Origin of the sequence: Pandoraea eparura (assembly GCF_902459725.1) — a bacterium.
Classification (GTDB): Bacteria; Pseudomonadota; Gammaproteobacteria; order Burkholderiales; family Burkholderiaceae; genus Pandoraea; species Pandoraea eparura.
This window is the reverse complement of sequence record NZ_CABPSH010000001.1, coordinates 523465-548113: the sequence shown is the minus strand read 5'-3', so window position 1 is coordinate 548113 and position 24649 is coordinate 523465. Positions and strand designations below refer to the sequence as shown.

The following is a 24649-nucleotide window of genomic DNA, read 5'->3' as shown; positions in this document are numbered from 1 at the left end:
GGTCAACCTTTGCGAGACAACTGGTGAAACCGAAGATCCTGGTAGCCCGAGCCATTTTCCCCGACGTGATCGAGCGTCTGGCGCAGTATTTCGATGTCGAGCGCAACGACGCCGATACGGTGTATTCGAGCGACGAACTGCGTGCGCGTCTGGCTGACAAGGCCGGCGCAATCACCACGGCGAGCGAGCGCATCGATGCGTCGGTGCTCGCCGGCGCGCCGCATTTGCGCGTGGTGGCCAACATGGCCGTGGGCTACAACAATTTCGATATCGAGGCGATGACCGCCGCCGGCGTCATGGCGACGAACACGCCCGATGTGCTCAACGAGACGACCGCCGACTTCGGCTGGGCGCTGTTGATGGCGACGGCGCGTCGCGTGACCGAGTCGGAACGTTGGTTGCGCGAAGGGCATTGGGATAAGTGGGCGTACGATGGGTTTCTCGGCGCCGACGTACATGGCAGCACGTTGGGCGTTGTCGGCATGGGGCGTATCGGACAAGCGATTGCGCGCCGTGCGATGGGCTTCAACATGCGCGTCGTGTATCACAACCGCTCGCGTCTCGATGCGGCAACGGAAGCGGCCTGCCAGGCGAGCTACGTCGACAAGGACACGCTGCTGCGTACAGCGGATCATGTGATCCTCGTGTTGCCCTACTCGAACGCAACGCATCACACAATCGGCGCCGCCGAGCTGGCCGTCATGAAGTCGACGGCAACGCTGGTCAATCTGGCGCGCGGCGGCATTGTCGACGACGCGGCGCTCGCGGTTGCACTTGCGAACCGGCAGATTGCGGCGGCCGGTCTCGACGTCTTCGAGGGCGAGCCGAAGGTGCATCCCGATTTGCTCAAGGTGCCGAACGCCGTGCTGACGCCGCATATCGCGAGTGCGTCCGTGGCGACGCGTCGCGGCATGGCCAGTCTGGCAGCCGACAATCTGATTGCGGCCTTGGGATTCGGGGCGGCGGCGGGCAAGCCGCCCTGTCTGCTGAATCCGGCCGCGCGCCAGTCGTAGCGGCACAGGGCCGGTACAAGGCAGGTACAAGGTGGGCACAAGGTGGGCGCAAGGTGAGCACAAGGTGAGCACAAGGTGAGCACAAGGTGGGCACAAGGTGGGCGCAAGGTGAGCACAAGGTGAGCACAAGGTGAGCACAAGGTGAGCACAAGGCCGGCACAAGGCCGGTACAAGGCCGATACAACGCGGGCGCGAGCCCGGCGCAAGGCGGGCGTCGGTAGGCGCAGCCAGCAGGATCAAAAGGTGTCAACGGGAGTCGCAACGCGATGGTAGAGATGGGACTGGTGGCGCTGGCAGCGCTGAATTTGTTGGTGTTGATCGCGATTGCGGTGAAGGTCTGGCAGCGTGGCGGCGACACGATGTTGCGCGAGACGCTCGTCGACACGCTGACCCACGTCCGGGACGACTTGCTGCAGGCCGCGGATCGTAGCGAGCGCGGCCTGCGCCAGGAGTTCGCGGAAACGGCACGCGCCGGGCGCGGGGAACAAAGCGCCCAGATGGCGCAGTTCCAGCAGACGCTGGCCGCGCAGATGACGAGCGTGGCCACGGTGCAGAACACCCAGATCGACGGGTTTGCGCAGCAACTGGCAAAGCTGACCGAGACGAACGCGGCCCAACTCGACGCGGTGCGTCAGAGCCTGGTGCTCAACGGCCAGCAGATGCGCGAAGAGCAGTCGTCGACGTTGCGCCGCTTCGGTGAGGCGCAGCACCAGCAACTCACGCAACTGGCCGAGGGCAACGAACGGCGGTTGGCCGAAGTGCGCGCCACGCTCGAACAGAAGCTCAAGGACATCGAGGTCAACAACGCAGCGAAGCTCGAAGAGATGCGCCGCACGGTTGACGAGAAGCTCCATGCCACGCTGGAGCAGCGACTCGGCGAGTCGTTCAAGCTGGTCTCGGACCGCCTGGAGCAGGTGCATCGCGGCCTGGGTGAGATGCAGACGCTCGCCGCCGGCGTGGGCGATCTCAAGCGCGTGCTGACCAATGTGAAGACGCGAGGCATCTGGGGCGAAGTGCAATTGCAGGCGTTGCTCGAGCAACTGCTCACGCCCGACCAATTTGCCAAGAACGTTGCGACCAAACCGGGCAGTGCCGAGCGGGTGGAGTTCGCGATTGCGCTGCCAGGTCAGAATGGCGACAGCAATACGCCGGTCTGGCTGCCCATCGACGCCAAGTTCCCGCGGGAGGATTACGAGCGTCTGCTCGACGCGCAGGAGCGTGCCGATCCGGCAGCGGTGGAGGAGGCATCGAAGGCGCTGGAGACGCGCATCCGCCTGGAGGCCAAGACCATCGCAGACAAGTATCTCGCGCCGCCGCACACGACCGACTTCGCGCTGCTGTTCCTGCCGACGGAAGGGTTATACGCCGAAGTGCTGCGGCGTCCGGGACTCTCTGACCTGCTGCAACGCGAGTATCGCGTGACGGTGGCGGGCCCGACAACGTTGACTGCCTTGCTCAACAGCCTGCAGATGGGTTTTCGCACGCTTGCCATCGAACGCCGTTCCAGCGAGGTGTGGCAGGTGCTTGGTGCCGTAAAAACGGAGTTCACCAAATTCGGTGACGTACTCGCCAAGACCAAGGCGCAACTGGAGACGGTGACCCGTTCGATCGACAAGGCCGAGGTGCGCACGCGCGCGATGGCGCGTCAGCTCAAGTCCGTGGAAGCCCTGCCCGGTGAGCAGGCGGTCGAACTGCTCGGTGTGGAGATGGAGACCGACGACGAGGCGTGAGTGCCGGTGGGGGTAGTCGCTTACGGGAACTTGGGGACTCAGGACGCGCCTGACCGTCCCGACGTAAAGGGCGTTCGTTGCGCTCCCGAATGTCCTGCCCCGTTGCATGCTCAAGGCACTCAAGGCACTCAAGGCACTCAAGGCACTCAAGGCACTCAAGGCACTCAAGGCGCTCGGAAAGCTCAGAACGCTCAGAACGCTCAGAACGCTCAGGGCGCCGGGGAGTCGTCGCGATTGGCGAACCGTTTGAGTGCCTCGCCAGTCATGCGAACCACACGCCAGTCGGGCAGCACCGTCGCGCCCTGCGACGTATAGAAGTCGATTGCCGGCTGGTTCCAGTCGAGCACGGTCCACTCGAAGCGTCCGCAGCGCCGTTCGACGGCGATGCCGGCCAATTCACGCAAAAGCGCCTGCCCCACGCCCTTGCCGCGCATCGACGGTTGCACGTAGACGTCTTCGAGATACAGGCCACGCCGACCGAGGAACGTCGAGAAATTGTGAAAGTACAGCGCGTAGCCGACTGCCGCGCCGTCCCATTTCGCCATCAGGCACTCGGCTGCCGGGGTAGGCCCGAACAGCGCCTCGTGCACGCTGTGAGGCGTCGCTTCGAAAATATCGAGCAGCTTTTCATAAACGGCCAGTTCTCGCATCAGGCCGTAAATCGCGCCGACGTCGTCAGCCTTGGCGGCACACAGGGTCAGGGACATGGGGGACAAGATAATTAGGAGACAGTAAGGTTGAGGGCTGGTGGCGCTGGGTGCAGCATATGCATTAGATGCACCCGATGCACCCTACGCACCCGATACAGCCGATACAGCCGATGCACTCAATGCAGCCGATGCAGCCGATGCAGCCGATACACCCGATACACTCAATGCAGCCGATGCGCTAAATGCCCGGGCTCAAGCGATCGCTGGTGCGAACGTCAGCACTCTTCTTCGGGGACGTCGCCCAGTGCGACTTCGATGCCGCCAAAGCGCTCGGCGACCCAATTGTAGGCATGGCAGGCGATCCAAAGCAGCACGAAACCGACGATGGCGTTCAGGACCAGCGCGGAAATGAACGCGAGACCCGGCAACTCGCCGTAACGCAAAAACGCGGCCAGGAAGGCGAGCAACACCAGCGGAATACTGAAAGTGAGATAGACCAGCACCAGCGCTTTGGCCGTCTGGCCGGGACTGATATACGTGATCTGTTTTCTTGTTGTCATTGACGTGTGTTTTCGGTTGGGTGCCGATGTCGTCGAAGCGCCAACGCCGGCTATATTTTGCAACTTCGCTGCTTCGCTTTGGGGGGAATCCAGTAGGGCTCGCGCTACACCAGTCCGTCGAAGGCAATGACGTCGACCAGTTCACCTGCCGCGACATCGCCGCGCGCCGTGCCGAGCGTGACAAAGCAGTTCGCTTCGCTCATCGTGCGCAGAATACCGGCACCTTGCGCATCGGCCACCGTCACCCGCCAGCAGCCCTGTGCGTCCGCCGCAAGAATCCCACGCAGGAATTCGGTGCGGCCGGGGCGCTTGGCAATGGCTGTCGTCGTCGGCACGGGCAGGCTCGGCGTGACTTGCGGTTCGGCGCCCATCAGTGCGAACAGGCCGTCGCGCACCAGATGGTAGAACGACGCCATCACGGCGGCCGGGTTGCCCGGCAAGCCAAAGAGCAGCGCGCGATGACCGTCGGCCTCGAGTTCGCCGAAGGCGAACGGGCGGCCCGGGCGCATCGCCATCTTCCAGAAGACGACGTTGCCCAGGCGCGTCATCATCTCGCGCGTGAAATCGGCTTCGCCGACGGAGACGCCGCCGGACGTGATCACGGCATCGGCGTCGCGGCAAGCAGTGCGCAGGGTGTCCTCGATTGCTTGCGGGTCGTCGCGCACGACGCCCAGATCGAGCACCTCGGCGCCCAGCCGTTGCAGCATGCCGAACAGCGTGTAGCGGTTGCTGTCGTAGAGGTTGCCCGGCGCGAGCGACTCGCCGACCGAGCGAAGTTCGTCGCCCGTCGAGAAGAACGCGACGCGGATGCGACGACGCACCGGCACTTCGCCGATGCCCAGCGAGGCGAGCAGGCCAAGCGCGGCCGGACGCAGCCGCTTGCCCGCGTGCAGTGCCGTCTGGCCGGCGGCCAGATCCTCGCCGATGTGGCGCACATGGCGGCCGGGCGAGACGGCGTTGGCCGCAAAGGTGACAATCTCGGTGTCGCCTTCGCGCTGCACCTGTTCCTGCGGGATGACGGTGTCGCAGCCCGCGGGCAGCAGGGCGCCGGTCATGATGCGCACGCACTCGCCGGGTGCTGCCGCGCGCTGGAACGGATGGCCGGCGAACGAGCGGCCTGCCACGCGCAAACGCACGTCGCCACCGGTGGCCAGGGCGCTGCCTGCGAAGGCATAGCCGTCCATGGCGGCGTTGTCGAAAGCGGGAACATCGAGCGCAGAGATGACGTCGCGACCAAGCACCCGGCCCAGCGCGCTGCGCACAGCAATCTGCTCGACGGCGGATACCGGCCGCGCGGTGCGCGCAATGATGGCGCGCGCCAATTCGACCGTCATGTGGTCGGGGTCGTAGTCCGGCAAGCCGGCCAGGGCTTCGTCAAGTGTTGTCATCGGTGTGGCGTCGTCATCCGGCATGTCCCCGGCGTGAATCCCGTAACAGCGGTGGCGACGGATCGGGCCGCGTCGGTGCCCGGAAGCTCAGGGCACGCGCGGCGTATCGGATATCTCGGATGTATCGGGTTGGAGGTCGTCCAGCGTGTTGATATTGTAAAACGGACGCTCGTCACCGAAGTGAACTTGTACTGCCCTGTGGCGCGCCAACCACGCCCGCACGCGATGTTCCCCGGCCGCGAGCGTGGCGGCAAGATCGTCGGCGAGCGAGCGATGCAAGAGGGCGAAGACCGGATGCGGCCCCTGTGCCGTGACGGCATAGGCCGCGAGCGGCGGGCAGGCGGCGTCGCCGATCGCCGCGGCCAGGGCCGCCGCCAGCCGCTCGCCAAGGTCCTCGGGGAGGTAGGGCGAGTCGCACGGTGCCGTGAGGAGGTAGTCCGTGTGCGTCACCCGAAGACCCGCCAGCATGCCGGCAAGCGGGCCGGCGAACGCCTGCGTCTCGTCGCTCACCACGGGCGCGCCGAAGGCCGCATAGGCATCGCGATTCCGATTGGCACTGATGAGCAGCGTCTCGACCTGCGGCCGCATCCGTTCCATGACGTGTTCGGCAAGCGCTCGTCCGGCCAGGCGCTGCAAGCCTTTGTCACGTCCGCCCATGCGCTGGCCCCGGCCCCCCGCGAGCACCAGGCCGGTCATGGCACTACGCGGGATCGGCAAGGCAGTCATGAGCGCTGGGTTCCAGGTCGGTAGGCGGGCAAGAGACAGGCTAGGAGCGGTTCAGCGCGATGACCCGGCCAGACGCATCGAACCAGACGGCGCCCTCGCCGAGCATCACGCCCTGGTCGCGTGCGAACATCAGTCGGGGCACGGCAGCGCCAATGGTGCGCACGTACGCATCGGTGAATATCTCGTTGTATCGCGCGAGCAGCGACTTCGGGTTCCGAAGCATCAAGGTTTTGCCGTGCAACGATACGCGCAGCGGATAACGCATCGACTGCGCGACAACGTCGCGACGGTCGTCGAGTACGCCCTTGCGGAACTGGGTGGCCGCTCGGTTGAGCGTGTCGTCGTCGCTCACGCCGGCAACGCCGTAAAGATGATCGATCTTCCCAGACTGGATGCTGGCGAGCGCCAGCTCGAACGGCACCGAGCGGCCATTGCGCAGGTCCTTCCACTGACCGGAAATGACTTCGCAACTCGACGCTGCACCACGCTGACGGTTGACGTCGTCGTTGGCGGTGAAATCGCCTTCGAAGGTCGCCCGCGGCATGCCGCCCGCATCGAATTCGGTCAAATGCAGGCGCGACTTGTTCTCCAGCTTGCCCGTGAGGTACGTATCACTCAGCGATGAGGCATTGGCATAGCGGCCTTCGAGTTTGCCGCCCGACGACGGGCGCAGCACCAGCCGCAACGGATTGCGCTCGCCGAGCTGGCCGGTGTAGGTCATCAGACGGTTCGCGATATCGCGGCCGGCGGGATCGCAATCGGCACGCGCCATCGACGGGGCGAGGGCGGTCAACAGCAGCGTCAGGGTGCTCAGGCTGGCGACAATAACGCTCCGCGCGACAAGGCGCGAGCGCAGGGGCGAGACACGCCGGGAAGTCTTCAGGGAGTCTCGGACGCCATCAACGTCCGGGGCGGTAAAAATCATGAGTCGAGTGAGAATTCGATAGTACGAAAGCGTACGGACGAGTGTTCGGGCAGCGCGCCCGGAACGCTCAACCGCCGATGTAGGACATCTCCACTTTCGGGGGGGCGTTTTCGGGCAGGCCGGTGGCCGCCGTGCGCATGGCGGAGTAACGGTCGGTGCGACCCTGCCAGATGTCGCCGATGACGGTCGAGATCTGTGCGTCGCTCGCGCCGTTGCGCAACAACGTGCGCAAGTCGTACCCGGCGCTCGCGAACAGGCACAGATACAGCTTGCCTTCCGTAGACAGGCGGGCGCGTGAACAAGTGCCGCAAAAAGCGCGCGTGACCGACGAAATGACACCGACTTCGCCGCCACCGTCGCGATACCGCCAGCGCTGCGCCGTCTCGCCGGGATAGTTCGGTTCGAGCGGTTCGAGCGGCAGGGCCTCGTTCAGCCGGGCGATGACGTCCGCCGACGGCAGCACTTCGTCCATCCGCCAGCCGTTCGACGTGCCGACGTCCATGTATTCGATGAACCGCAACATGACACCGCTGCCGTGAAAATGCCGCGCCATGGGCACGATGTCGGCATCATTGGTGCCACGTTTGACCACCATGTTGACCTTCACGGGGCCAAGGCCGACGTGTTGGGCTTGCGCAATGCCTTCGAGCACCGTGTCGACTGGGAAGTCGACATCGTTCATCTGTCGGAAGATCGTGTCGTCGAGGCTGTCCAGGCTGACCGTCACGCGCGTGAGCCCGGCGTCCTTGAGCGATTGCGCCCGGCGCGCCAGCAGCGACCCATTGGTCGTGAGCGTGATGTCGAGCGGTTTGCCCGACGGCGTGCGCAGGCGGGCCAGCATCTCGATCAGACGTTCGATGTGCTTGCGCAGCAGCGGTTCGCCCCCCGTGAGTCGCAACTTCTCCACGCCGTGTTCGACGAACAGGCGCGCCGCGCGCTCGATTTCTTCGAACGACAACAGGGACGATTGCGGGAGGAAGGTGTAGTCCTTGCCGAACACGTCTTTCGGCATGCAGTAGACGCAGCGGAAGTTGCAACGATCCGTCACCGAAATCCGCAGGTCGTGCAGCGGCCGTGCCAACGCATCTTCGAGATGGCCGGTGGCGGTGCGCACCTGTGCGGGCGCCTGCGGGGAATACGTCGCATATCGTGCGTCGCTACGCAGATCAGTCAGTCGGATGATCGTTTCGGTCATGGTGGGGTCTTGGCTTGCGTCTCCATTCTAACGAATTGGCCGGTTGGCCGCCCACGCCGACGAAACAGGCATCGGATATCGGTACCCAAACCTTCGTTGCGGGACGTCAAACCCGTACTTAGCGACACGTTACGGGGTGGGCCGGGGGGGACACAAGTCGGGACAACGCGGGGTTCGATGCGAAACACGCGGTGCCTATTGGCAAAAAAGGAGGCCGGAGCCTCCTTTTTCGACGTCATGTCAGGCGGATGGTCTGGGCCCGCCGCCTGAGCGTCACGTTATGCCACGCTGTCGCGCTCAAGCCGTGTGATTCGATGAATCGCGCGTTTCCACTTGCTCCATCGGCCCACTGTTGAGAGGCGTCGACGGACGGCGCTCACGCGCCACGCGCGGTGCCGGGGCGACCTGCGCGGCCGCTTCCTTGGCGGCGCGGTGTTTGTCGGCGTCCGTGTGGACCCAGACCAGACCGGCGCTTGCCAGCGTCGACTCAAGCGCGCTGCTTTCCAGCGTCGGCGCGGGGGGCGTGGCAGGTTGCGACGTCACGACTTCCGTTGCGGCCGGCACGGCTTGCGCCGCAACGACCTGGGCCGGGGCCGGTGCATGCACCGGTGTCGCCGTTTCCACCCTCTGGGCCGGCGTCGCCGACGCGGCAGTCGCCGGCGCCGGGCTGACTTCGGCCGGGGTGCTGGCGATCACGGCCGTGGCGGCAATCTCGGTCAGCGCTTCGGCCGGCACGACGGGCTGCGCCGGAATTTGCGTGGCCGCAGGTAGCGGTGCGCTGACCGGCGGGACCACCGGAGCGGCGACTTCGGCGGCGGGCAGCGGTGCCACGTTCACCGGGGCGACCGGCTCGGCGATCACCGGCGACGGAATTTCCGGCAGTGCTGCCGGTGCCGCTTCGGTCACGCTTGCGATCGGGGCTTCGCTGACCGGGGCTTCCGCCGGCTCGGCGTGAACCGGGACGGGCGTCGACTCGACGCCCACGGCGGGGGCTTGGGCCACCGTCGTGGCGGTTTCCGGAGCGGCCGGCGCTGCTGCATAGGCCTGGTCATCGGCGGCTACGGTGTCGACGGCTTCGTTCGTCGGCACTTGGGCATGCGCGATTTCCCCATCGGTCGACGTCGCGCCTTCGGCCGGCTCGCCTTCGACATGGAGTTGCTGCTCATTGGCTTCACGCTCGCGACGGCCACCGCGACGACCGCGACGACGGCTGCGGCGGCGCTCTTCACCCCCTTGCTCGCCTTCTTCGCCTGCCAGAACCGGGGCGCCTTCGACCTGCGCGGTCAGACGATCCTGCTCAAGATCCTCCGACTCGGCGACGAGCGGTGCCGCGGCCTGGGCGACACGCTGCGGCACGGCTTGCTGGCCGTCTGCCCCCTCGGGTTGACGACGCTCACGACGCTCGTTGCGATCGCGACGGCCACCGCGTTCGCGGCCTTCGCGCGGCTCGCGACCTTCTTCTGCGCGGACGTCCTGCGCCGGCTGACGCTGCTGCGCCTCGTCGCGCTCACGCTTGTCGCGACCTTCCTGACGCTCATTGCGATCGCCACGTTCGCCGCGTTCGGCCCGCTCACCACGATCCGCACGCTCGGCGCGTTCCGGACGGGCGGCACGACCCTCACGACCCTCGCGCGCCGGTTGGCCGGCGGTGTCCTTGCCCGCCTTGTTCTCGTCACGGGCATTGCCGCGACGATTACGGTTTTGCTGATGCGGACGTTCGTGGCGCTCACGCGGCGGGCGTGCGGTCGGCTTGGCCGGCGCTTCCTCCTTGACCGGTGCCGGTGCCGCGGGCTCGAGACCCAGCAGGCGCTTCACGAAGCCGATGAAGCCACCGCTGCGTGCAGGGGCTGCGACGGCCGGTGCGGCGGCGACGGGTTCCGGGCGCGGTTGCGCGGCCGGTGCCGGCTGCTCGGGCGTGATGCCCTTGACGGCGGCTTCCTGGCGCGGACGGGCGTCTTCCTTCTTCTTGCTGTAAGCCGCCGGATCTTCTTCCAGGGCACGCGCGGCTTCTTCCGCGAGGGCGTAGCTGGCTTTCGGGGTATCCAGGCGCGGATCGTCGAAGCGCAGGCGCTCGAGCTTGTAGTGCGGCGTCTCGAGGTGCTTGTTCGGGATCAGCAGCACGCCGACCTTGAAGCGAGCCTCGATCTTGTTGATTTCCTGGCGCTTTTCGTTGAGGAGGAACGCGGAGACTTCGACCGGCACCTGGCAGTGGATGGCTGCCGTGTGCTCCTTCATCGCCTCTTCCTGGATGATACGCAGGACTTGCAGCGCCGACGATTCGGCGTCGCGGATATGGCCGGTGCCGTTACAGCGCGGGCAGGTCACGTGCGTGCCTTCCGAGAGCGACGGGCGCAGGCGCTGGCGCGACAGCTCCATCAGGCCGAAGCGCGAGATCTTGCCCATCTGGACGCGGGCGCGATCGTGCTTGAGCGAATCCTTGACGCGTTGTTCGACTTCACGCTGGCTCTTGGCCGACTCCATGTCGATGAAGTCGATCACGATCAGGCCGCCGAGGTCGCGCAGACGCAGCTGGCGCGCAACTTCGTCCGCCGCTTCCAGGTTGGTGCGAAGGGCCGTTTCCTCGATGTCGGCGCCCTTGGTAGCGCGCGCCGAGTTCACGTCGATCGACACCAGCGCTTCGGTGTGATCGATCACGATCGCGCCGCCCGAGGGCAGCGGCACCTGACGCGAGTATGCCGTTTCGATCTGATGTTCGATCTGGAAACGCGAGAACAGCGGCACGTCGTCGCGATATTGCTTCACGCGATTGAGGTGATCGGGCATGACCACCTGCATGAAGTTACGTGCCTGCTCGGAAATTTCTTCCGTATCGATGAGGATTTCACCGATATCGGGTTGGAAATAGTCTCGGATCGCGCGAATGACGAGACTCGACTCGAGATAGATCAGCGCCGAGTCACGCGGCAGTTCGATATTGGCAGCGGCGCTTTCGACGGCGTGCCAGAGTTGCAGCAGGTAGTTCAGGTCCCACTGCAGTTCTTCGGCCGAGCGGCCGATGCCGGCGGTGCGGGCAATGATGCTCATGCCTTCCGGCAGTTCGAGCTGGCCCATCGTCTCGCGCAGTTCCTGGCGGTCTTCACCCTCGATGCGGCGCGACACGCCACCGCCACGCGGGTTGTTCGGCATCAGCACGAGGTAACGGCCGGCCAGGGAAATGAAGGTCGTGAGGGCGGCGCCCTTGTTGCCGCGCTCTTCCTTTTCGACCTGAACGATGAGTTCCTGGCCTTCGGAGAGGGCGTCCTGAATGCGCGCATTGCGCACATCGGCGCCTTCGCGGAAGTACGCACGGGCGACTTCCTTGAACGGCAGGAAGCCGTGGCGGCCTTCGCCGTAGTTGACGAAGCAGGCTTCGAGGGAAGGTTCGATACGGGTAATAATACCCTTGTAGATATTGCCTTTACGCTGTTCGCGGCCGGCCGTCTCGATATCGATATCGATGAGTTTCTGCCCATCGACAATTGCCACGCGCAGTTCTTCCTGCTGCGTGGCGTTGAACAACATGCGTTTCATGAAAACGACTCCCACCCGCCGCAGTTGCCAATGTGCAGTGCGTCGGGCACGTATCACTCGAGTTATCCAACACGCGAGGTTCGAGCCGGGGGTGGAAGAATTGCCGGGGGGTCCGGGCGATGAGGCCGACGGACGCAATGGCGCCAGCGAATACGTTATCGCGCTCACCCGAATCCGCCGAGACACCGGAAAATTCCGGCCCGGCGCGGATCACTTCGGGCTTGCAGTCCCTACCAAGAGATACTGGACGAGAAACTTCATCAGTGTTTTCTCGGGGCGCCTGCCGACACTTTTTCTTCTTGTGACGGCGCCTCACCAAGACTCTTGCGCGAACGATATTCAGCAAAGCGATCAGCCCGGACAATCGAACCCGGGCTGACCGCCAAAAAATTCTATAACCACCAACTCTATCCGCATCCCGCGCGCTGCGACCGAAGCGGCCTGTGGGCCCACTTCCTGCCGACGCTGCGTGATGTGCGTGCGCTCGCTGCTCCAGGGTCACCGGACGAGCAGCCTGTCCGGGGTGCAAGTAAAATACCGTTTTGAGGTAAGCACCGACAGAGGCGCGGATTTGGCATGATTCCCGCTACCGCCACCTCTGTAGGGCAAATTATATTCATAATGAATGAGTTAGGCAAAAATCGGCAGAAAATGGTTTCGCCGGCGTCCGCGCCGCAGGTTCGACTCGTCGAGGTCGACGACGGCTCGGCCGGTCAGCGGATCGATAATTTCCTCTTGCGCGAGTGCAAAGGGGTGCCGAAAAGTCACATTTACCGCATTTTGCGTAGCGGCGAGGTGCGCGTGAACAAAGGACGGATAGACGCGGCCTATCGACTCGTTCTTGGTGATGTGGTACGGATTCCGCCGGTTCGCGTGGCCGCGCCGGCCGCCGACGCGCCGACGCATGTGCCCGCCGCCACCTTTCCCGTGTTGTTCGAAGACGATTACCTCATGGCGATCGATAAGCCTGCTGGAGTGGCCGTGCATGGCGGCAGCGGGGTGTCGTTCGGCGTGATCGAGCAACTGCGCCGGGCCCTGCCGCACCTGAAGTTTCTTGAGTTGGTGCATCGGCTCGATCGCGAAACGTCTGGCATTCTGCTGCTTGCGAAAAAGCGCTCGGCGCTCGTCGGCATGCACGAGCAGATCCGGCACAACCGGATGGACAAGCGTTATCTGGCCTGTGTCACGGGGGAATGGCGGGATCGTCAGCGCGCGGTCAAGGCGCCGCTGTATAAGTATGTGACGGCGGAAGGCGAGCGCCGTGTGCGGGTGCAGGAAGACGGTCAGGCGTCGCATACGGTATTTCGCATGATGGAATCGCATCCGCCCTATACATTGCTCGAAGCGGAACTGAAAACGGGGCGAACCCATCAGATCCGCGTTCACCTGGCGCATTGCGGTACGCCGATCGTCGGCGACGACAAGTACGGCGACTTCACGCTGAACAAGACACTTGCCCGTCCCGGCACCCGTCCTGGCATCAAGCGAATGTTTCTGCACGCATGGCGCCTGAAGTTCAACCATCCGGTTTTGGATACGCCGATTGCGTTGGAAGCAGCGTTACCGCCAGAATGTGAGCAATTTCTGAACCAACTTCGAGGCGCTTCTGCCGATGCCAAGCCCTGAGTTCGACCTGGTCGTATTTGACTGGGATGGGACGTTGATGGACTCGACGCCCACCATTACCCGCTGCATTCAGGCGGCCTGCCGTGATCTGGGGCTGCCCGTGCCGTCTGACGAGATTGCGAGCCACGTGATCGGCCTCGGCCTGCGCGACGCCTTGCAAATGGCCGTGCCGTCGCTCGACCCGGCCCACTATCCGCGGCTGTCAGAGCGCTATCGCTTCCATTATTTGATAGGTGACAAGGAAACCGTGCTGTTCACGGGGATTCGTGAGCTGCTCGAAGCCTTGCGCGCGCGCGGCCGTTTTCTCGCCGTCGCGACGGGCAAGTCCCGGGTTGGCCTGAACCGGGCGCTCGAAGCCGCTGGCCTGATGCGGATGTTCGATGCGACGCGTTGCGCCGATGAGACATTTTCGAAGCCGCATCCGGCGATGCTGCAAGAACTGACGCGCGAACTGGGGCAGGACCTGCGTCGCACGGTCATGATTGGCGACACCACGCACGATTTGCAGATGGCCCGCAGCGCCGGAGCGGCTGCCGTTGGCGTCGCCTATGGCGGTGCGCATCCGCGAGAGCAACTGGTGGCGCTGGAGCCCGCGTATTGCGCGGGGAGTGTGACGGAGCTGCGCGACTGGCTACTGGAGCGCGTGTGAGCGATTGCGCCGTGCCGTTGCCGATCTGCCCGGGGGCTGCGCTCGAGGATGGGGGGCGCGGCGTGCGTTTCGAGGTGTCCGTCAGCGGTCGTCGCACCCCGGCATTCGTGATTCGCTACGGTGGCCACGTCTACGGATATCTCAATCAGTGCGCCCATGTGCCGATGGAACTCGACTGGTCGGAAGGTCAGTTCTTCGAGACGTCCGGCTTATACTTGATGTGCGCGACGCATGGCGCGACCTATGAGCCCGACACCGGGCACTGCATCGGCGGTCCGTGCCGCGGTGGTGCCCTGCAGCCCGTGCGCGTCGAGGAGCGGCTGACCGACCCGGACGGGGGCGACGCCACTCGCACGACCGTCGTCTGGTGGCCCGACGCGTATATCGAAGCGCCCGAACCGCCGGCGCACTGACGGCACGGCATCCCGAATTCGATCGCTGTTTTCGCCTTTTACCCCAAGTTCTCTGGATACCCTATGGCCGACGCTCTGCCGCCCGATTCGCCCCGCACCGAACCCGGTTTTCCTCCGCCCGGCGGGCGGTCGTCGTCGGCCGCGGCGGGTGGCGTCGGTCGCGATGCCGGCGAGGTCAAGCCCTGGGAGCGCGAAATGCTGGAAAAGGTGTTGATGGCCGGCATTCGCGAGCAACGTGCGTCACGTCGCTGGAAAATCTTCTTCCGGCTGCTGGTGTTGGCGATCTTCGCGCTCGTTGTCTGGTCGATTTCCGATTTTGACGGCGGCCCGACGACGGTCGGTGCCGCCAGTGGCAAGCACACCGCGCTGGTCACGCTGAGCGGCGAGATTGCGCCCGACGGTCAGGCGAGCGCCCGGAAGATCAACGCCGCGCTCGAATCGGCGTTCGACGATGCGTCGGCGGCGGGCGTGATTCTGCGCATCAACAGCCCGGGTGGCAGTCCGGTGCAGGCAGGCATGATCTACGACGACATCATGCGCTTGCGGGCGAAATACCCGAAGAAGCCGTTGTATGTGGTGGTCGAGGAAATTTGCGCCTCCGGCGGCTACTATGTCGCGGCGGCTGCCGACAAGATTTACGTCGACAAGGCGAGCATCGTCGGCTCCATCGGTGTGTTGATGGACGGCTTCGGCTTCACCGGGCTGATGGACAAGCTCGGCGTGGAGCGGCGGTTGCTGACGGCTGGGCGCAACAAGGGATTCCTCGACCCGTTCTCGCCGCAGACGGACCAGCAAAAGGCGTACGCCCTCGATATGCTCGAACAGGTCCATCAACAGTTCATTGGCGCCGTGAAGAAGGGGCGTGGCAATCGACTGAAGGACGACCCGGATCTGTTCAGCGGTTTGTTCTGGACGGGCCAGCGCTCGATCGAGCTGGGCTTGGCGGATAGCCTCGGGACGGTCGACTCGGTGGCCCGCGACGTGCTCAAGGCGCCCAATCTGGTCGACTACACCGTCAAGGAAAACTTGCCTGAGCGGGTGGCGCGACGTTTCGGTGCGGCCGTGGGTACCGCCGCGATGAAGACGATGATGATCGGGGCGTCCCTGTCGTTCAAGTAACGCTGCGTCGCGCTGCGTCAGCGCAAAACGCGACAACGCCACGGATGATCTCCGTGGCGTTGTCGCTTGCCGACGCCGATTTTGGGCGTTACTGGCCCAAAAACAGGAAAATGGCGGGGCGCTTGTGCAGATCGACGCGCGCCTGAGGCCATCCCTTGACCCGATGCGTGACGATCTGCTCGGCCTCCTGTGTGACGTCGACGGCGACGCAAAGCAGGGTGGCAGCGTCGCAGGTTTGCAGCAGCGCGTCGAGCATGGCCTTGTTGCGATAGGGCGTCTCGATGAAGATTTGCGTCTGCTTTTCCTTGCGCGAGCGTTGTTCGAGTTCGCGCAAGCGCTTCGCACGCTCGGCGGCGTCCGTCGGCAGGTAGCCGTGGAAGGCGAAGCTCTGGCCGTTCAGTCCGCTCGCCATCAAGGCCAGCAGAATTGAACTCGGTCCGACGAACGGCACCACGCGCACGCCTTTCTCGTGTGCCCGCCGCACCAGCAACGCTCCAGGGTCCGCCACGGCCGGGCAGCCGGCCTCCGAGACGAGCCCGCCATCGGCGCCGGCCAGCAGGGGGGCAAGCAAGGCGTCGATGGCCGCTTCCGGCGTGTTGACGTTCAATTCGCGGATATCGATTTCCTGGATCGGCGTGCTCACCCCGACCCGTTTCAAAAACGCCCGCGTGCTCTTGGCCTGCTCGCCGACGAAATACTTCAGGCCGGCCGTCACGTTGCGGACGTCTTCGGGCAGCACTGCCGGCAGACCGCCGCGAGTGTTCGCGCCAAGCGTATTCGGGATCAGATACAGGGTGCCGCTCATGCCGTTGCTCCTGTTGCGCCAGGCCCAGGCAGGGAAATGCCTGCGTGCATCAGCATGGTCGTGAGCGCAATCAGCGGCAACCCGATGAGCGCTGTCGGGTCATCGTTCTCGATGGTGTCGAGCAGCATGATGCCGAGCCCTTCGGATTTGGCGGCGCCGGCGCAGTCGTAGGGAGTCTCGGCAAGCAGGTAGGCGGCCAGCACGTCGTCCGGCAGGTTGCGGAACTTCACCCGCGTCACGACGTCTCTGGCCTGGCTTTCGCCGTTGCGGGCATCAAACACGCACAGGGCGGAGTGAAACTCGACAATCTTGCCGCGCATGTCGCGCAACTGCGTCATGGCGTTCTCGAAATTGCCGGGCTTGCCAATCTGGCGGCCTTCGAAGGTCGCGACCTGGTCGGAGCCAATGATGAGGGCGCCCGGTTGGCGATCGGCGACCGCTTGCGCCTTCTGGCGGGCCAGGCGCAGTGACGTGTCGTGCGGCGTTTCGCCAAGGGCGGGGGTTTCGTCGATGTCCGGGACGTCGACTGAAAACGGCAGGCGCAGGCGCGCGAGCAGTTCACGTCGATAGCGCGATCCGGAGGCCAGGATCAACGGTGGCGGGGGCTGTACGGTCATCGGGTTTAAGTGTTTGACGAGAAACGAAAAACTATTTAGAATTCACGGCTTTTGCAATCTGGCGCTCGGTCCCGCCAGTCTGCGCGGTACTGGTCAAAACGCCCGGAAATGGCGTCGGATCAAGGCGCTGCGAGTGGCAGGGAACGTTGAAAACGCGCGCAGATGCGCCAAGGCAAGGATGAGCGTGATGAACGAATATATCGTCGATCTGTTCGAATTCGCGCGTACCGGCCGGGTGGCGGAAGGTGACGTGCAACTTGCGGCATTGCCGCGCATGGTAACCGAAGTGCCTGCCGAAGTCTCGGCGTCCGGACGTGCCCAGGGTGTGTTCCACTGGCGCGCCGAAGGCATCGAGAAACAGGTGCTGCGCGCCGACGGAAAACCCACGGTGGCGCAGTTCCTGACGCTGTCGGTCGAAGGTCCGATGTGGCTTGAATGTCAGCGATGCCTCACGCCGTACCAGGAGCCGCTCGACTCGGAGACCACCTTCGAGATCGTGCGCGACGAAGCGGCCGCGGAAGCCCGCCCCCTCGATGAAGACGAATTCGAGGCGCTGGTCGGCACCAGACATTTCGATCTGCGCGAGCTGATCGAGGAAGAATTGCTGTTGGCTTTGCCAATCGTGCCCAAGCATGAGGTTTGTCCGAGTGTGCACGAGAGCCTGGCCACGGGCGACGATGGGTTGACTGAACCGCCCCCGCCGCCAGAAGAAGAGGATAAGCCGTCTCCGTTCGCGGCGCTGGCAGCGCTCAAGCGCTCGCCGGACAAGGACGGAAAGTAATGTGCGGCCGGGTTTCCGGCTCACCAAAGTACATGTTTGCGTTAGTCGCACAGGTCGGGCCGACAGGCCGACACCGTAGGGCGGCGCTCGAACTGTGTTAAAATTTCGCGATATTTTGAGGAGTTATCATGGCCGTTCAACAGAACAAGAAGTCGCCGTCGAAGCGCGGCATGCACCGTTCGCACGATTTCCTGACCGCACCGTCGACCGCCGTCGAGCCGACGTCGGGTGAGACGCACCTGCGTCACCACATCTCGCCGAACGGTTTCTACCGTGGTCGCAAGGTCATCAAGACCAAGAACGACTAACTCGGCCCTCCAGGCGATACGCGCCCAGCATGGCGCCGTTTGATCGTCCGATGTGGCAAAAGCGGCACTTATCCTGCCGCTTTTTTTGTTACCTGAACCGCAAGCCAATCACGTCGACATGACAGTCACCCTGACGATCGATTGCATGGGCGGAGACCACGGCCCATCGGTGACGGTGCCGGCCGCGGTTCACTTCGTGCAATCCACCGACGATGTCGAACTTGTGCTGGTCGGACAGCAGGAGATCATCAACGCGCAGCTTGCGAAGTTGCGCGCGACGGATCACCCACGCCTGTCCGTGGTCAACGCGACCGAAGTCGTCGCGATGGACGACTCCGTCGAGACCGCCCTGCGCAGGAAGAAAGACTCCTCGATGCGTGTGGCGCTCAACCTGGTCAAGGACGCGCGCGCGCAGGCCTGCGTGTCCGCCGGCAATACCGGTGCGCTGATGGCCGTCTCGCGCTATGTGCTCAAGACGCTGCCGGGCATCGAGCGGCCGGCGATCGCCACGGTGTTGCCGAACCAGAAGGGCGGCTACACCACGATGCTCGACCTCGGCGCGAACGTCGATTGCGAGCCGACGCACCTGCTGCAATTCGCCGAGATGGGCCATGCGCTCGTCGCGGCGGTCGATGGCAAGGAGCGTCCGTCGATCGGCCTGCTCAACATCGGCGAAGAAGTCATCAAAGGCAACGACGTCATCCGGCAGGCGGGTGAACTGCTGCGAGGCTCCACGCTGAACTTCTACGGCAACGTGGAGGGCAACGACATTTATCGCGGCACGACCGACATCGTCGTGTGCGATGGCTTCGTCGGCAACGTCGCCCTCAAGACTTCCGAAGGCCTGGCACAAATGCTCGGCGACATGATCCGCGAAGAATTCACCCGCACTTGGTGGACGAAGGTGATCGCTGTCGTTGCGCTGCCGATTCTCACGCGCTTCAAGAGCCGCGTCGATCACCGTCGTTACAACGGGGCGGCGTTGCTCGGGTTGCGGGCGCTCGTCATCAAGAGCCACGGTTCCGCCGATGCCTACTCGTTTGAATGGGCCATCAAACGCGGCTATGATGCAGTTCGCAATGGCGTGCTCGACCGTTTGTCGCACGCCATGCAAGAGAATCAGACCCAGCTCCAGGACAACAAGCCGGTGGGCGTCATTCCGGCGCTCTGACGCCGGCAGCCTCGCTCCGGCGCTCTAACCGATCATAAGATGACTCAGTCCGCGATTCATTCCCGCGTCGTTGGCACCGGCAGCTACCTGCCGGCGCGCCGCGTGACCAATCAGCAGTTGGCCGACGAGCTGGCCACCCGTGGCATCGAGACGAGTGACGAGTGGATCGTCGCTCGCACCGGTATCCAGGCCCGCCATTTCGCCGCGCCAGACCAGACGAGCAGCGACATGGCCGTGGAAGCCGCCAAGCGCGCGCTCGACATGGCGGGTTTGAGCGCCGACCAGCTCGACCTCATCATCGTCGCCACGTCGACGCCCGATTTCGTGTTTCCGAGCACCGCCTGCCTCGTGCAGAACAAGCTCGGCATCGACAACGGTTGCGCGGCCTTCGACATTCAGGCGGTTTGCTCGGGCTTTGCCTACGCCATGGCAACGGCCGACAACTTCATTCGCTCTGGCGCGTATCGCAATGTCCTCGTGATCGGTGCCGAAACCTTCTCGCGTATTCTCGATTTCACCGACCGCACGACGTGCGTGCTGTTCGGAGACGGCGCGGGCGCGGTGGTCTTGCAGGCGTCCAGCGAGCCGGGCATCCTGGCGAGCGCGCTGCACGCGGACGGTAGCCACGCGAACATTCTTTGCGTACCGGGCAATGTGAACGGCGGCGCGGTGCAAGGCGAAGCGTTCCTCTACATGGACGGCCAGGCCGTGTTCAAGCTGGCGGTGCGGGTGCTGGAAAAAGTGGCCAACGAGGCGCTCGAGAAAGCCGGATTGGCGTCGTCGGCGATCGACTGGCTGATTCCGCACCAGGCCAACCTGCGCATCATGACGAGCACGGCCCGCAAGCTGGGGCTCCCGGAAGAGAAGATGGTCGTGACCGTCGACCAGCATGGTAATACGTCGGCCGCGTCGATTCCGCTGGCGCTCGATGTCGCGGTTCGCGACGGGCGTATCAAGCCCGGCCAGAACGTCATGATCGAGGGTGTGGGTGGCGGCTTTACGTGGGGCGCGGTGCTGTTCCGCATGTAAGCCGGCGCGGCGCACGGGCGCCGCGCGCATTTGACGGTGGACCTTCGGGGCGCCGCGGTGGTCATGCCCTCGCCCCTCAAGTCGGTGCGCAACATAGGCGCCGCAATGTTTCTGAATCTGACTGCAAAACCAGGCGCTATGACATTCGCTTTCGTTTTCCCGGGACAGGGTTCCCAATCGGTGGGCATGCTCGATGCCTTCACAGACAACGCTGTTGTGCGTGAGACCCTCGCCGAAGCTTCGGATGCCCTCGGGCAAGACATGGCCAAGCTGATTGCCGCTGGCCCGGCCGAAGACCTCAATCTGACGACCAACACGCAGCCGGTGATGCTCACGGCCGCGTACGCGATGTATCGCGCTTGGCTGGCCGAGGGCGGTGCCCAGCCTGCGTTCGTCGCGGGCCACAGCCTGGGTGAATACACGGCGCTGGTCGCCGCGGGCGTGATCGCGTTCAAGGATGCCGTGCCGCTCGTGCGTTTTCGTGCGCAGGCCATGCAGGAGGCCGTGCCCGTCGGGCAGGGCGGCATGGCGGCGATTCTGGGCCTGGATGACGACACCGTTCGCAATGTCTGCGCCGAAGCCTCGGCGGCGGGCGTCGTCGAGGCCGTCAACTTCAACGCGCCGGCGCAAGTGGTGATCGCGGGCGCGAAGGCGGGCGTGGAAAAGGCCTGCGAACTGGCCAAGGCCGCGGGGGCGAAGCGTGCGCTCGTGCTGCCGGTGTCGGCGCCGTTCCACTCGTCGCTGCTCAAGCCGGCGTCCGATCGTCTGCGCGAATATCTGGCCGACGTGACGTTCAGCGCGCCGCAGATTCCGCTGGTCAATAACGTCGATGTCGCTGTCGAGACCGACGTGGCCCGCATCAAGGATGCGCTGGTGCGTCAGGCCGCCGCGCCGGTGCGCTGGGTCGAATCGGTCAAGTGGCTCGCGGCACAAGGCGTGACGCAAGTCGTCGAGTGCGGTCCGGGCAAGGTGTTGAGTGGCCTGACCAAGCGTATCGACGGCACGCTCACGGGGCTCGCGATTACCGACCCGGCGTCGCTCGCCGACGTGCGCGCGCAACTCTCGTAAGACACCGTACACAGTCAAGGGTATTTCTCTCATGAGCAAGCAACTCGACAACCACGTGGCGCTGGTGACCGGCGCTTCGCGCGGCATCGGTCGTGCCATTGCCCTCGAACTCGCGCGCCAGGGGGCGACAGTCGTGGGCACCGCCACCAGCGAAGCCGGTGCGCAAGGCATTTCAGCGTATTTCACCGAAGCCGGTGTGGCGGGCAAGGGCATCGTCCTGAATGTGACCGACGCCGAAGGCGTGGCAGCAGCCCTCGACGACATCCTCAAGCAGTACGGCAAGCTCGACATCCTCGTCAATAACGCGGGCATCACGCGCGACAATCTCGCGATGCGGATGAAGGACGACGAGTGGGATGACGTGATCGACACGAACCTCAAGGCGATCTTCCGTTTGTCGCGCGCAGTCATCAAGCCGATGATGAAGGCGCGCAGCGGCCGCATCATCAACGTGACGTCGGTCGTCGGGTCGGCGGGCAACCCGGGGCAGGCCAATTACGCGGCCGCCAAGGCCGGCGTTGCCGGGATGGCTCGTTCGCTCGCCGCCGAGATCGGCAGCCGGAACATCACCGTCAACTGTGTCGCGCCGGGCTTCATCGACACCGATATGACCAAGGCACTGGGCGAAGCGCAGCATGAGGCGCTCAAGGCCCGGATTCCGCTGGGCCGCCTCGGTGCGCCGGAAGACATCGCCAATGCGGTGGCGTTCCTTGCCTCGCCGCAGGCCGGCTACATCACCGGCACGACGCTGCACGTGAACGGTGGAATGTTCATGAATTAAGGGAATTTCGTGACAATTGTGCTGGAATTGTGCAATTTTGAGCGATATTGAACATTATTTGGCGCAGGCTAACTTTGCTTGGCAAACCTGTTAAAATGCGCGCACTTGTCTGAACTAACTACCCCGGAGGGTTTGAATGGATAACATTGAGCAACGCGTCAAGAAGATCGTCGCCGAACAACTTGGTGTGAACGAAGCTGACGTCAAGAACGAATCCAGCTTTGTGAACGATCTCGGCGCCGACTCGCTCGACACGGTTGAGCTGGTGATGGCACTGGAAGAAGAGTTCGAGACGGAAATCCCGGACGAGCAAGCTGAAAAGATCACCACCGTGCAGCAGGCCATCGATTACGTTCAAGGCAATTCCAAGGCCTAAGAGGCCCGCGGAGAGTCGCCTGGACGGCTGGGGTGCCGACCGGTTCCCGGCGCCAGGCATGCCTGTCAGCCGCAGGGAGCGCAGGGTCGAACCCTGTCGCCTCTGTGGCTTTTGTTTTGTAAGACCCAGCAGAAGAAGGGGAGTATCGTGAGTCGTCGTCGCGTCGTCATTACCGGTCTGGGCCTGATCTCGCCGGTCGGCAACACTGTTGCCGAGGGTTGGGAGAATCTGGTCGCAGGCCGTTCGGGCATCGCCAACATCACGAAGTTCGATGCGAGCGAATTCAAGGTGCAATTCGCCGGCGAAGTCAAAAACTTCGAGACCGAGAAGTATCTGTCGGCCAAAGAAGCGCGCCGTATGGATACCTTTATCCATTACGGCCTCGCCGCAGGCATTCAGGCGTTCGAAGACAGTGGCCTCGTCGTCACCGAAGCGAACGCGGAACGTATTGGCGTGCTGGTCGGTTCGGGCATTGGCGGTCTGCCGATGATCGAAGACACGCATGACGATTTGCTCAAAGGCGGTCCGCGCAAGATCTCCCCGTTCTTCGTGCCGGGCTCGATCATCAACATGATCTCGGGCCACCTGTCGATCAAGTACGGCCTGAAAGGCCCGAACCTCGCGATCGTCACCGCCTGCACGACCGGTCTGCACTGTATCGGTCAGGCCGCGCGCATGATCCAGTACGGCGACGCCGACGCGGTGCTCGCCGGGGGTGCCGAGTCGACCGTGTCGCCGCTGGGCATCGGCGGTTTTGCCGCCATGACCGCGCTGTCCACGCGCAACGACGATCCGGCGACGGCGAGCCGTCCGTGGGACAAGGATCGTGATGGCTTCGTGCTGGGCGAAGGCGCCGGCGTGATGATGGTCGAAGAGTACGAGCACGCCAAGGCGCGCGGTGCGAAGATCTACGCCGAGTTGACGGGCTTCGGCATGAGTGCCGACGCGTATCACATGACCGCCCCGTGCGAAGACGGCGACGGCGCCCTGCGCGCCATGACGAACGCGCTGCGCGATGCCGGCATCAATGCGGACACCGTGAACTATGTGAATGCGCACGGCACGTCGACCCCGTTGGGCGATATCGCCGAGACGGTTGCCGTCAAGCGCCTGATGGGCGATGCGGCCCGGAACGTCGTGGTGAACTCGACCAAGTCGATGACCGGTCACCTGTTGGGTGGCGCGGGCGGCCTGGAGTCGGTGTTTACCGTGCTGGCCGTCCATCACCAGAAGTCGCCGCCGACGATCAACATCTTCAATCAGGATCCCGCCTGCGACCTGGATTACTGCGCAAACGTCGCGCGTGACCTGAAAATTGATGTCGCATTGAAGAACTCTTTCGGATTCGGCGGGACTAACGGCACGCTGGTCTTCCAGCGCGTCTAAGTTTGCGGGACGCCGCGCAGGTGTCCCGTTCCGCTGACCCACGCTCCGGCGCGTGTGCCCCGGGCGTGCGGCGTCAAAGACACTGTTCGCTGCGGTGGCATGGGCTGCCGTGGCGCCATCAGGCCCGACCGGGGCCTGGCCGCCAGAGAAAATACGGATCCCAATCAGGTGAGTGAACGAGAAATCGACCAGGCGCTCGTCGAGCGCGTGCAAAAAGGCGACAAAGCCGCCTTCGAGTTGCTGGTCGCGAAATATCACCGCAAGATCATCCGCCTCGTATCGCGGCTCGTGCGCGACGCCGCCGAGGTCGAGGATGTGACGCAGGAGGCCTTCATCAAGGCCTACCGTGCCTTGCCGCAGTTTCGCGGCGAGTCGGCGTTCTATACCTGGCTGTATCGTATTGCTGTGAACACGGCGAAGAACCACCTGGCAACGCAGGGGCGTCGTGCACCGACTTCGACGGAAGCGAACGCTGAAGAAGCGGAAACTTTTGCCGAAGCCGATCAACTAAGGGATATCAACACGCCCGAGTCGATGCTGATGAGCAAGCAGATTGCTCAAACGGTCAACACGGCGATGGAGGCTTTGCCCGATGAGCTTCGAACGGCGATTACCCTGCGAGAAATCGAAGGGTTGAGCTACGAAGAGATCGCCGAAGCCATGGGGTGCCCGATCGGAACGGTCCGTTCGCGAATTTTCCGGGCGCGTGAAGCGATTGCCAGCCGGCTCCGGCCGCTGCTGGACACGCCTGACGGCAAGCGCTGGTAAGCGCGCCGCCGGGGAAGTCATTTTCGTTAGGGGA

24 protein-coding genes are annotated in these 24649 nt (G+C 64.1%); 15 read left to right on the top strand and 9 right to left on the bottom strand.

Annotated features, from left to right (window positions below):
• Nucleotides 1-20: 20 nt before the first annotated feature.
• Together PEP31012_RS02445 and PEP31012_RS02440 are read left to right on the top strand one after the other, a co-directional pair.
• Nucleotides 21-1013, top strand: coding sequence for a 2-hydroxyacid dehydrogenase (locus PEP31012_RS02445; RefSeq protein ID WP_150588056.1), 993 nt, complete (start codon nt 21-23; stop codon nt 1011-1013).
• A gap of 266 nt (nt 1014-1279) precedes the next feature.
• Nucleotides 1280-2743 (top strand): DNA recombination protein RmuC, encoded by a 1464-nt coding sequence (locus PEP31012_RS02440; RefSeq protein WP_174978075.1) that lies wholly within the window; start codon nt 1280-1282, stop codon nt 2741-2743.
• Nucleotides 2744-2952: 209 nt separating this feature from the next.
• On the opposite strand, the gene PEP31012_RS02435 is transcribed toward PEP31012_RS02440, so the two are convergent.
• The 7 genes from PEP31012_RS02435 to PEP31012_RS02405 all read right to left on the bottom strand — a co-directional run bounded on the left by PEP31012_RS02435 (nt 2953) and on the right by PEP31012_RS02405 (nt 11718).
• The gene (locus PEP31012_RS02435; RefSeq protein ID WP_150587738.1) at nt 2953-3450 is read right to left on the bottom strand and encodes a GNAT family N-acetyltransferase; all 498 of its coding nucleotides are present in this window, start codon (nt 3448-3450) and stop codon (nt 2953-2955) included.
• A gap of 218 nt (nt 3451-3668) precedes the next feature.
• Nucleotides 3669-3953 (bottom strand): hypothetical protein, encoded by a 285-nt coding sequence (locus PEP31012_RS02430; RefSeq protein ID WP_150587737.1) that lies wholly within the window; start codon nt 3951-3953, stop codon nt 3669-3671.
• Between the two features lie 104 nt (nt 3954-4057).
• Nucleotides 4058-5341 (bottom strand): molybdopterin molybdotransferase MoeA, encoded by a 1284-nt coding sequence (gene moeA, locus PEP31012_RS02425; RefSeq protein ID WP_150587736.1) that lies wholly within the window; start codon nt 5339-5341, stop codon nt 4058-4060.
• Nucleotides 5342-5428: 87 nt separating this feature from the next.
• A complete protein-coding gene (gene mobA, locus PEP31012_RS02420; RefSeq protein ID WP_174978074.1) occupies nt 5429-6067 on the bottom strand; it encodes a molybdenum cofactor guanylyltransferase MobA in 639 nt (212 codons plus the stop codon).
• A 40-nt stretch (nt 6068-6107) separates the two neighbouring features.
• The gene (locus tag PEP31012_RS02415; RefSeq protein ID WP_150587735.1) at nt 6108-6992 is read right to left on the bottom strand and encodes a hypothetical protein; all 885 of its coding nucleotides are present in this window, start codon (nt 6990-6992) and stop codon (nt 6108-6110) included.
• Between the two features lie 67 nt (nt 6993-7059).
• A complete protein-coding gene (gene moaA, locus PEP31012_RS02410; RefSeq protein WP_150587734.1) occupies nt 7060-8187 on the bottom strand; it encodes a GTP 3',8-cyclase MoaA in 1128 nt (375 codons plus the stop codon).
• A 297-nt stretch (nt 8188-8484) separates the two neighbouring features.
• Nucleotides 8485-11718, bottom strand: coding sequence for an Rne/Rng family ribonuclease (locus tag PEP31012_RS02405; RefSeq protein ID WP_150587733.1), 3234 nt, complete (start codon nt 11716-11718; stop codon nt 8485-8487).
• A 621-nt stretch (nt 11719-12339) separates the two neighbouring features.
• Between PEP31012_RS02405 and PEP31012_RS02400 the strand changes: the two genes are divergently transcribed.
• The 4 genes from PEP31012_RS02400 (at nt 12340) to PEP31012_RS02385 (ending at nt 15525) form a co-directional block, all read left to right on the top strand.
• Nucleotides 12340-13344, top strand: coding sequence for an RluA family pseudouridine synthase (locus PEP31012_RS02400; RefSeq protein WP_150588053.1), 1005 nt, complete (start codon nt 12340-12342; stop codon nt 13342-13344).
• Nucleotides 13331-13993: an HAD-IA family hydrolase gene (locus PEP31012_RS02395; RefSeq protein ID WP_150587732.1), complete on the top strand. Its 663-nt coding sequence runs from the start codon at nt 13331-13333 to the stop codon at nt 13991-13993. The genes PEP31012_RS02400 and PEP31012_RS02395 overlap by 14 nt, the downstream gene beginning before the upstream one ends.
• Nucleotides 13990-14406 (top strand): Rieske (2Fe-2S) protein, encoded by a 417-nt coding sequence (locus PEP31012_RS02390; RefSeq protein ID WP_150587731.1) that lies wholly within the window; start codon nt 13990-13992, stop codon nt 14404-14406. The genes PEP31012_RS02395 and PEP31012_RS02390 overlap by 4 nt, the downstream gene beginning before the upstream one ends.
• Nucleotides 14407-14469: 63 nt before the next feature.
• Nucleotides 14470-15525 carry a S49 family peptidase gene (locus PEP31012_RS02385; protein WP_150587730.1) on the top strand — a complete coding sequence of 352 codons (1056 nt, stop codon included), beginning with the start codon at nt 14470-14472 and terminating at the stop codon, nt 15523-15525.
• An 88-nt stretch (nt 15526-15613) separates the two neighbouring features.
• Here the strand turns inward: PEP31012_RS02385 and PEP31012_RS02380 are convergent, their stop codons facing one another.
• Nucleotides 15614-16330: an SAM-dependent methyltransferase gene (locus tag PEP31012_RS02380; RefSeq protein WP_150587729.1), complete on the bottom strand. Its 717-nt coding sequence runs from the start codon at nt 16328-16330 to the stop codon at nt 15614-15616.
• Nucleotides 16327-16947 (bottom strand): Maf family nucleotide pyrophosphatase, encoded by a 621-nt coding sequence (locus PEP31012_RS02375; RefSeq protein WP_150587728.1) that lies wholly within the window; start codon nt 16945-16947, stop codon nt 16327-16329. The genes PEP31012_RS02380 and PEP31012_RS02375 overlap by 4 nt, the downstream gene beginning before the upstream one ends.
• Nucleotides 16948-17125: 178 nt before the next feature.
• Here PEP31012_RS02375 and PEP31012_RS02370 point away from each other — a divergent pair, with 178 nt between their 5' ends.
• From PEP31012_RS02370 to rpoE, 9 genes are all read left to right on the top strand, one after another.
• Nucleotides 17126-17728 carry a YceD family protein gene (locus tag PEP31012_RS02370; protein ID WP_150587727.1) on the top strand — a complete coding sequence of 201 codons (603 nt, stop codon included), beginning with the start codon at nt 17126-17128 and terminating at the stop codon, nt 17726-17728.
• Nucleotides 17729-17856: 128 nt separating this feature from the next.
• On the top strand, nt 17857-18036 hold the full coding sequence (gene rpmF, locus PEP31012_RS02365; protein ID WP_023594409.1) for a 50S ribosomal protein L32: 180 nt from the start codon (nt 17857-17859) through the stop codon (nt 18034-18036).
• Between the two features lie 118 nt (nt 18037-18154).
• A complete protein-coding gene (plsX, locus tag PEP31012_RS02360; protein ID WP_150587726.1) occupies nt 18155-19207 on the top strand; it encodes a phosphate acyltransferase PlsX in 1053 nt (350 codons plus the stop codon).
• A gap of 39 nt (nt 19208-19246) precedes the next feature.
• A complete protein-coding gene (locus PEP31012_RS02355) occupies nt 19247-20236 on the top strand; it encodes a beta-ketoacyl-ACP synthase III (protein ID WP_150587725.1) in 990 nt (329 codons plus the stop codon).
• Nucleotides 20237-20374: 138 nt separating this feature from the next.
• Entirely contained in the window at nt 20375-21304 is a 930-nt protein-coding gene (gene fabD / locus PEP31012_RS02350) for an ACP S-malonyltransferase (RefSeq protein ID WP_150587724.1), read from the top strand.
• Nucleotides 21305-21335: 31 nt separating this feature from the next.
• Entirely contained in the window at nt 21336-22085 is a 750-nt protein-coding gene (fabG, locus tag PEP31012_RS02345) for a 3-oxoacyl-ACP reductase FabG (RefSeq protein WP_150587723.1), read from the top strand.
• Nucleotides 22086-22221: 136 nt separating this feature from the next.
• Nucleotides 22222-22461: an acyl carrier protein gene (gene acpP / locus PEP31012_RS02340; RefSeq protein ID WP_017232505.1), complete on the top strand. Its 240-nt coding sequence runs from the start codon at nt 22222-22224 to the stop codon at nt 22459-22461.
• Between the two features lie 147 nt (nt 22462-22608).
• Nucleotides 22609-23847, top strand: a complete 1239-nt coding sequence (gene fabF, locus PEP31012_RS02335; protein WP_150587722.1) for a beta-ketoacyl-ACP synthase II — start codon at nt 22609-22611, stop codon at nt 23845-23847.
• Nucleotides 23848-24015: 168 nt separating this feature from the next.
• Nucleotides 24016-24615, top strand: a complete 600-nt coding sequence (gene rpoE / locus PEP31012_RS02330) for an RNA polymerase sigma factor RpoE (RefSeq protein ID WP_010805230.1) — start codon at nt 24016-24018, stop codon at nt 24613-24615.
• Nucleotides 24616-24649 lie beyond the last annotated feature (34 nt).

What these genes read in the sequence shown, in the direction of transcription:
- PEP31012_RS02440 (WP_174978075.1), top strand. Translation starts at nt 1,280, where the DNA reads ATGGTAGAGATGGGACTGGTGGCGCTGGCAGCGCTGAATTTGTTGGTG.
- PEP31012_RS02435 (WP_150587738.1), bottom strand. Translation starts at nt 3,450, where the DNA reads ATGTCCCTGACCCTGTGTGCCGCCAAGGCTGACGACGTCGGCGCGATT.
- PEP31012_RS02430 (WP_150587737.1), bottom strand. Translation starts at nt 3,953, where the DNA reads ATGACAACAAGAAAACAGATCACGTATATCAGTCCCGGCCAGACGGCC.
- moeA (WP_150587736.1), bottom strand. Translation starts at nt 5,341, where the DNA reads ATGACAACACTTGACGAAGCCCTGGCCGGCTTGCCGGACTACGACCCC.
- mobA (WP_174978074.1), bottom strand. Translation starts at nt 6,067, where the DNA reads ATGACTGCCTTGCCGATCCCGCGTAGTGCCATGACCGGCCTGGTGCTC.
- PEP31012_RS02415 (WP_150587735.1), bottom strand. Translation starts at nt 6,992, where the DNA reads ATGATTTTTACCGCCCCGGACGTTGATGGCGTCCGAGACTCCCTGAAG.
- moaA (WP_150587734.1), bottom strand. Translation starts at nt 8,187, where the DNA reads ATGACCGAAACGATCATCCGACTGACTGATCTGCGTAGCGACGCACGA.
- PEP31012_RS02405 (WP_150587733.1), bottom strand. Translation starts at nt 11,718, where the DNA reads ATGAAACGCATGTTGTTCAACGCCACGCAGCAGGAAGAACTGCGCGTG.
- PEP31012_RS02400 (WP_150588053.1), top strand. Translation starts at nt 12,340, where the DNA reads ATGAATGAGTTAGGCAAAAATCGGCAGAAAATGGTTTCGCCGGCGTCC.
- PEP31012_RS02395 (WP_150587732.1), top strand. Translation starts at nt 13,331, where the DNA reads ATGCCAAGCCCTGAGTTCGACCTGGTCGTATTTGACTGGGATGGGACG.
- PEP31012_RS02385 (WP_150587730.1), top strand. Translation starts at nt 14,470, where the DNA reads ATGGCCGACGCTCTGCCGCCCGATTCGCCCCGCACCGAACCCGGTTTT.
- PEP31012_RS02380 (WP_150587729.1), bottom strand. Translation starts at nt 16,330, where the DNA reads ATGAGCGGCACCCTGTATCTGATCCCGAATACGCTTGGCGCGAACACT.
- PEP31012_RS02375 (WP_150587728.1), bottom strand. Translation starts at nt 16,947, where the DNA reads ATGACCGTACAGCCCCCGCCACCGTTGATCCTGGCCTCCGGATCGCGC.
- PEP31012_RS02370 (WP_150587727.1), top strand. Translation starts at nt 17,126, where the DNA reads ATGAGCGTGATGAACGAATATATCGTCGATCTGTTCGAATTCGCGCGT.
- rpmF (WP_023594409.1), top strand. Translation starts at nt 17,857, where the DNA reads ATGGCCGTTCAACAGAACAAGAAGTCGCCGTCGAAGCGCGGCATGCAC.
- plsX (WP_150587726.1), top strand. Translation starts at nt 18,155, where the DNA reads ATGACAGTCACCCTGACGATCGATTGCATGGGCGGAGACCACGGCCCA.
- PEP31012_RS02355 (WP_150587725.1), top strand. Translation starts at nt 19,247, where the DNA reads ATGACTCAGTCCGCGATTCATTCCCGCGTCGTTGGCACCGGCAGCTAC.
- fabD (WP_150587724.1), top strand. Translation starts at nt 20,375, where the DNA reads ATGACATTCGCTTTCGTTTTCCCGGGACAGGGTTCCCAATCGGTGGGC.
- fabG (WP_150587723.1), top strand. Translation starts at nt 21,336, where the DNA reads ATGAGCAAGCAACTCGACAACCACGTGGCGCTGGTGACCGGCGCTTCG.
- acpP (WP_017232505.1), top strand. Translation starts at nt 22,222, where the DNA reads ATGGATAACATTGAGCAACGCGTCAAGAAGATCGTCGCCGAACAACTT.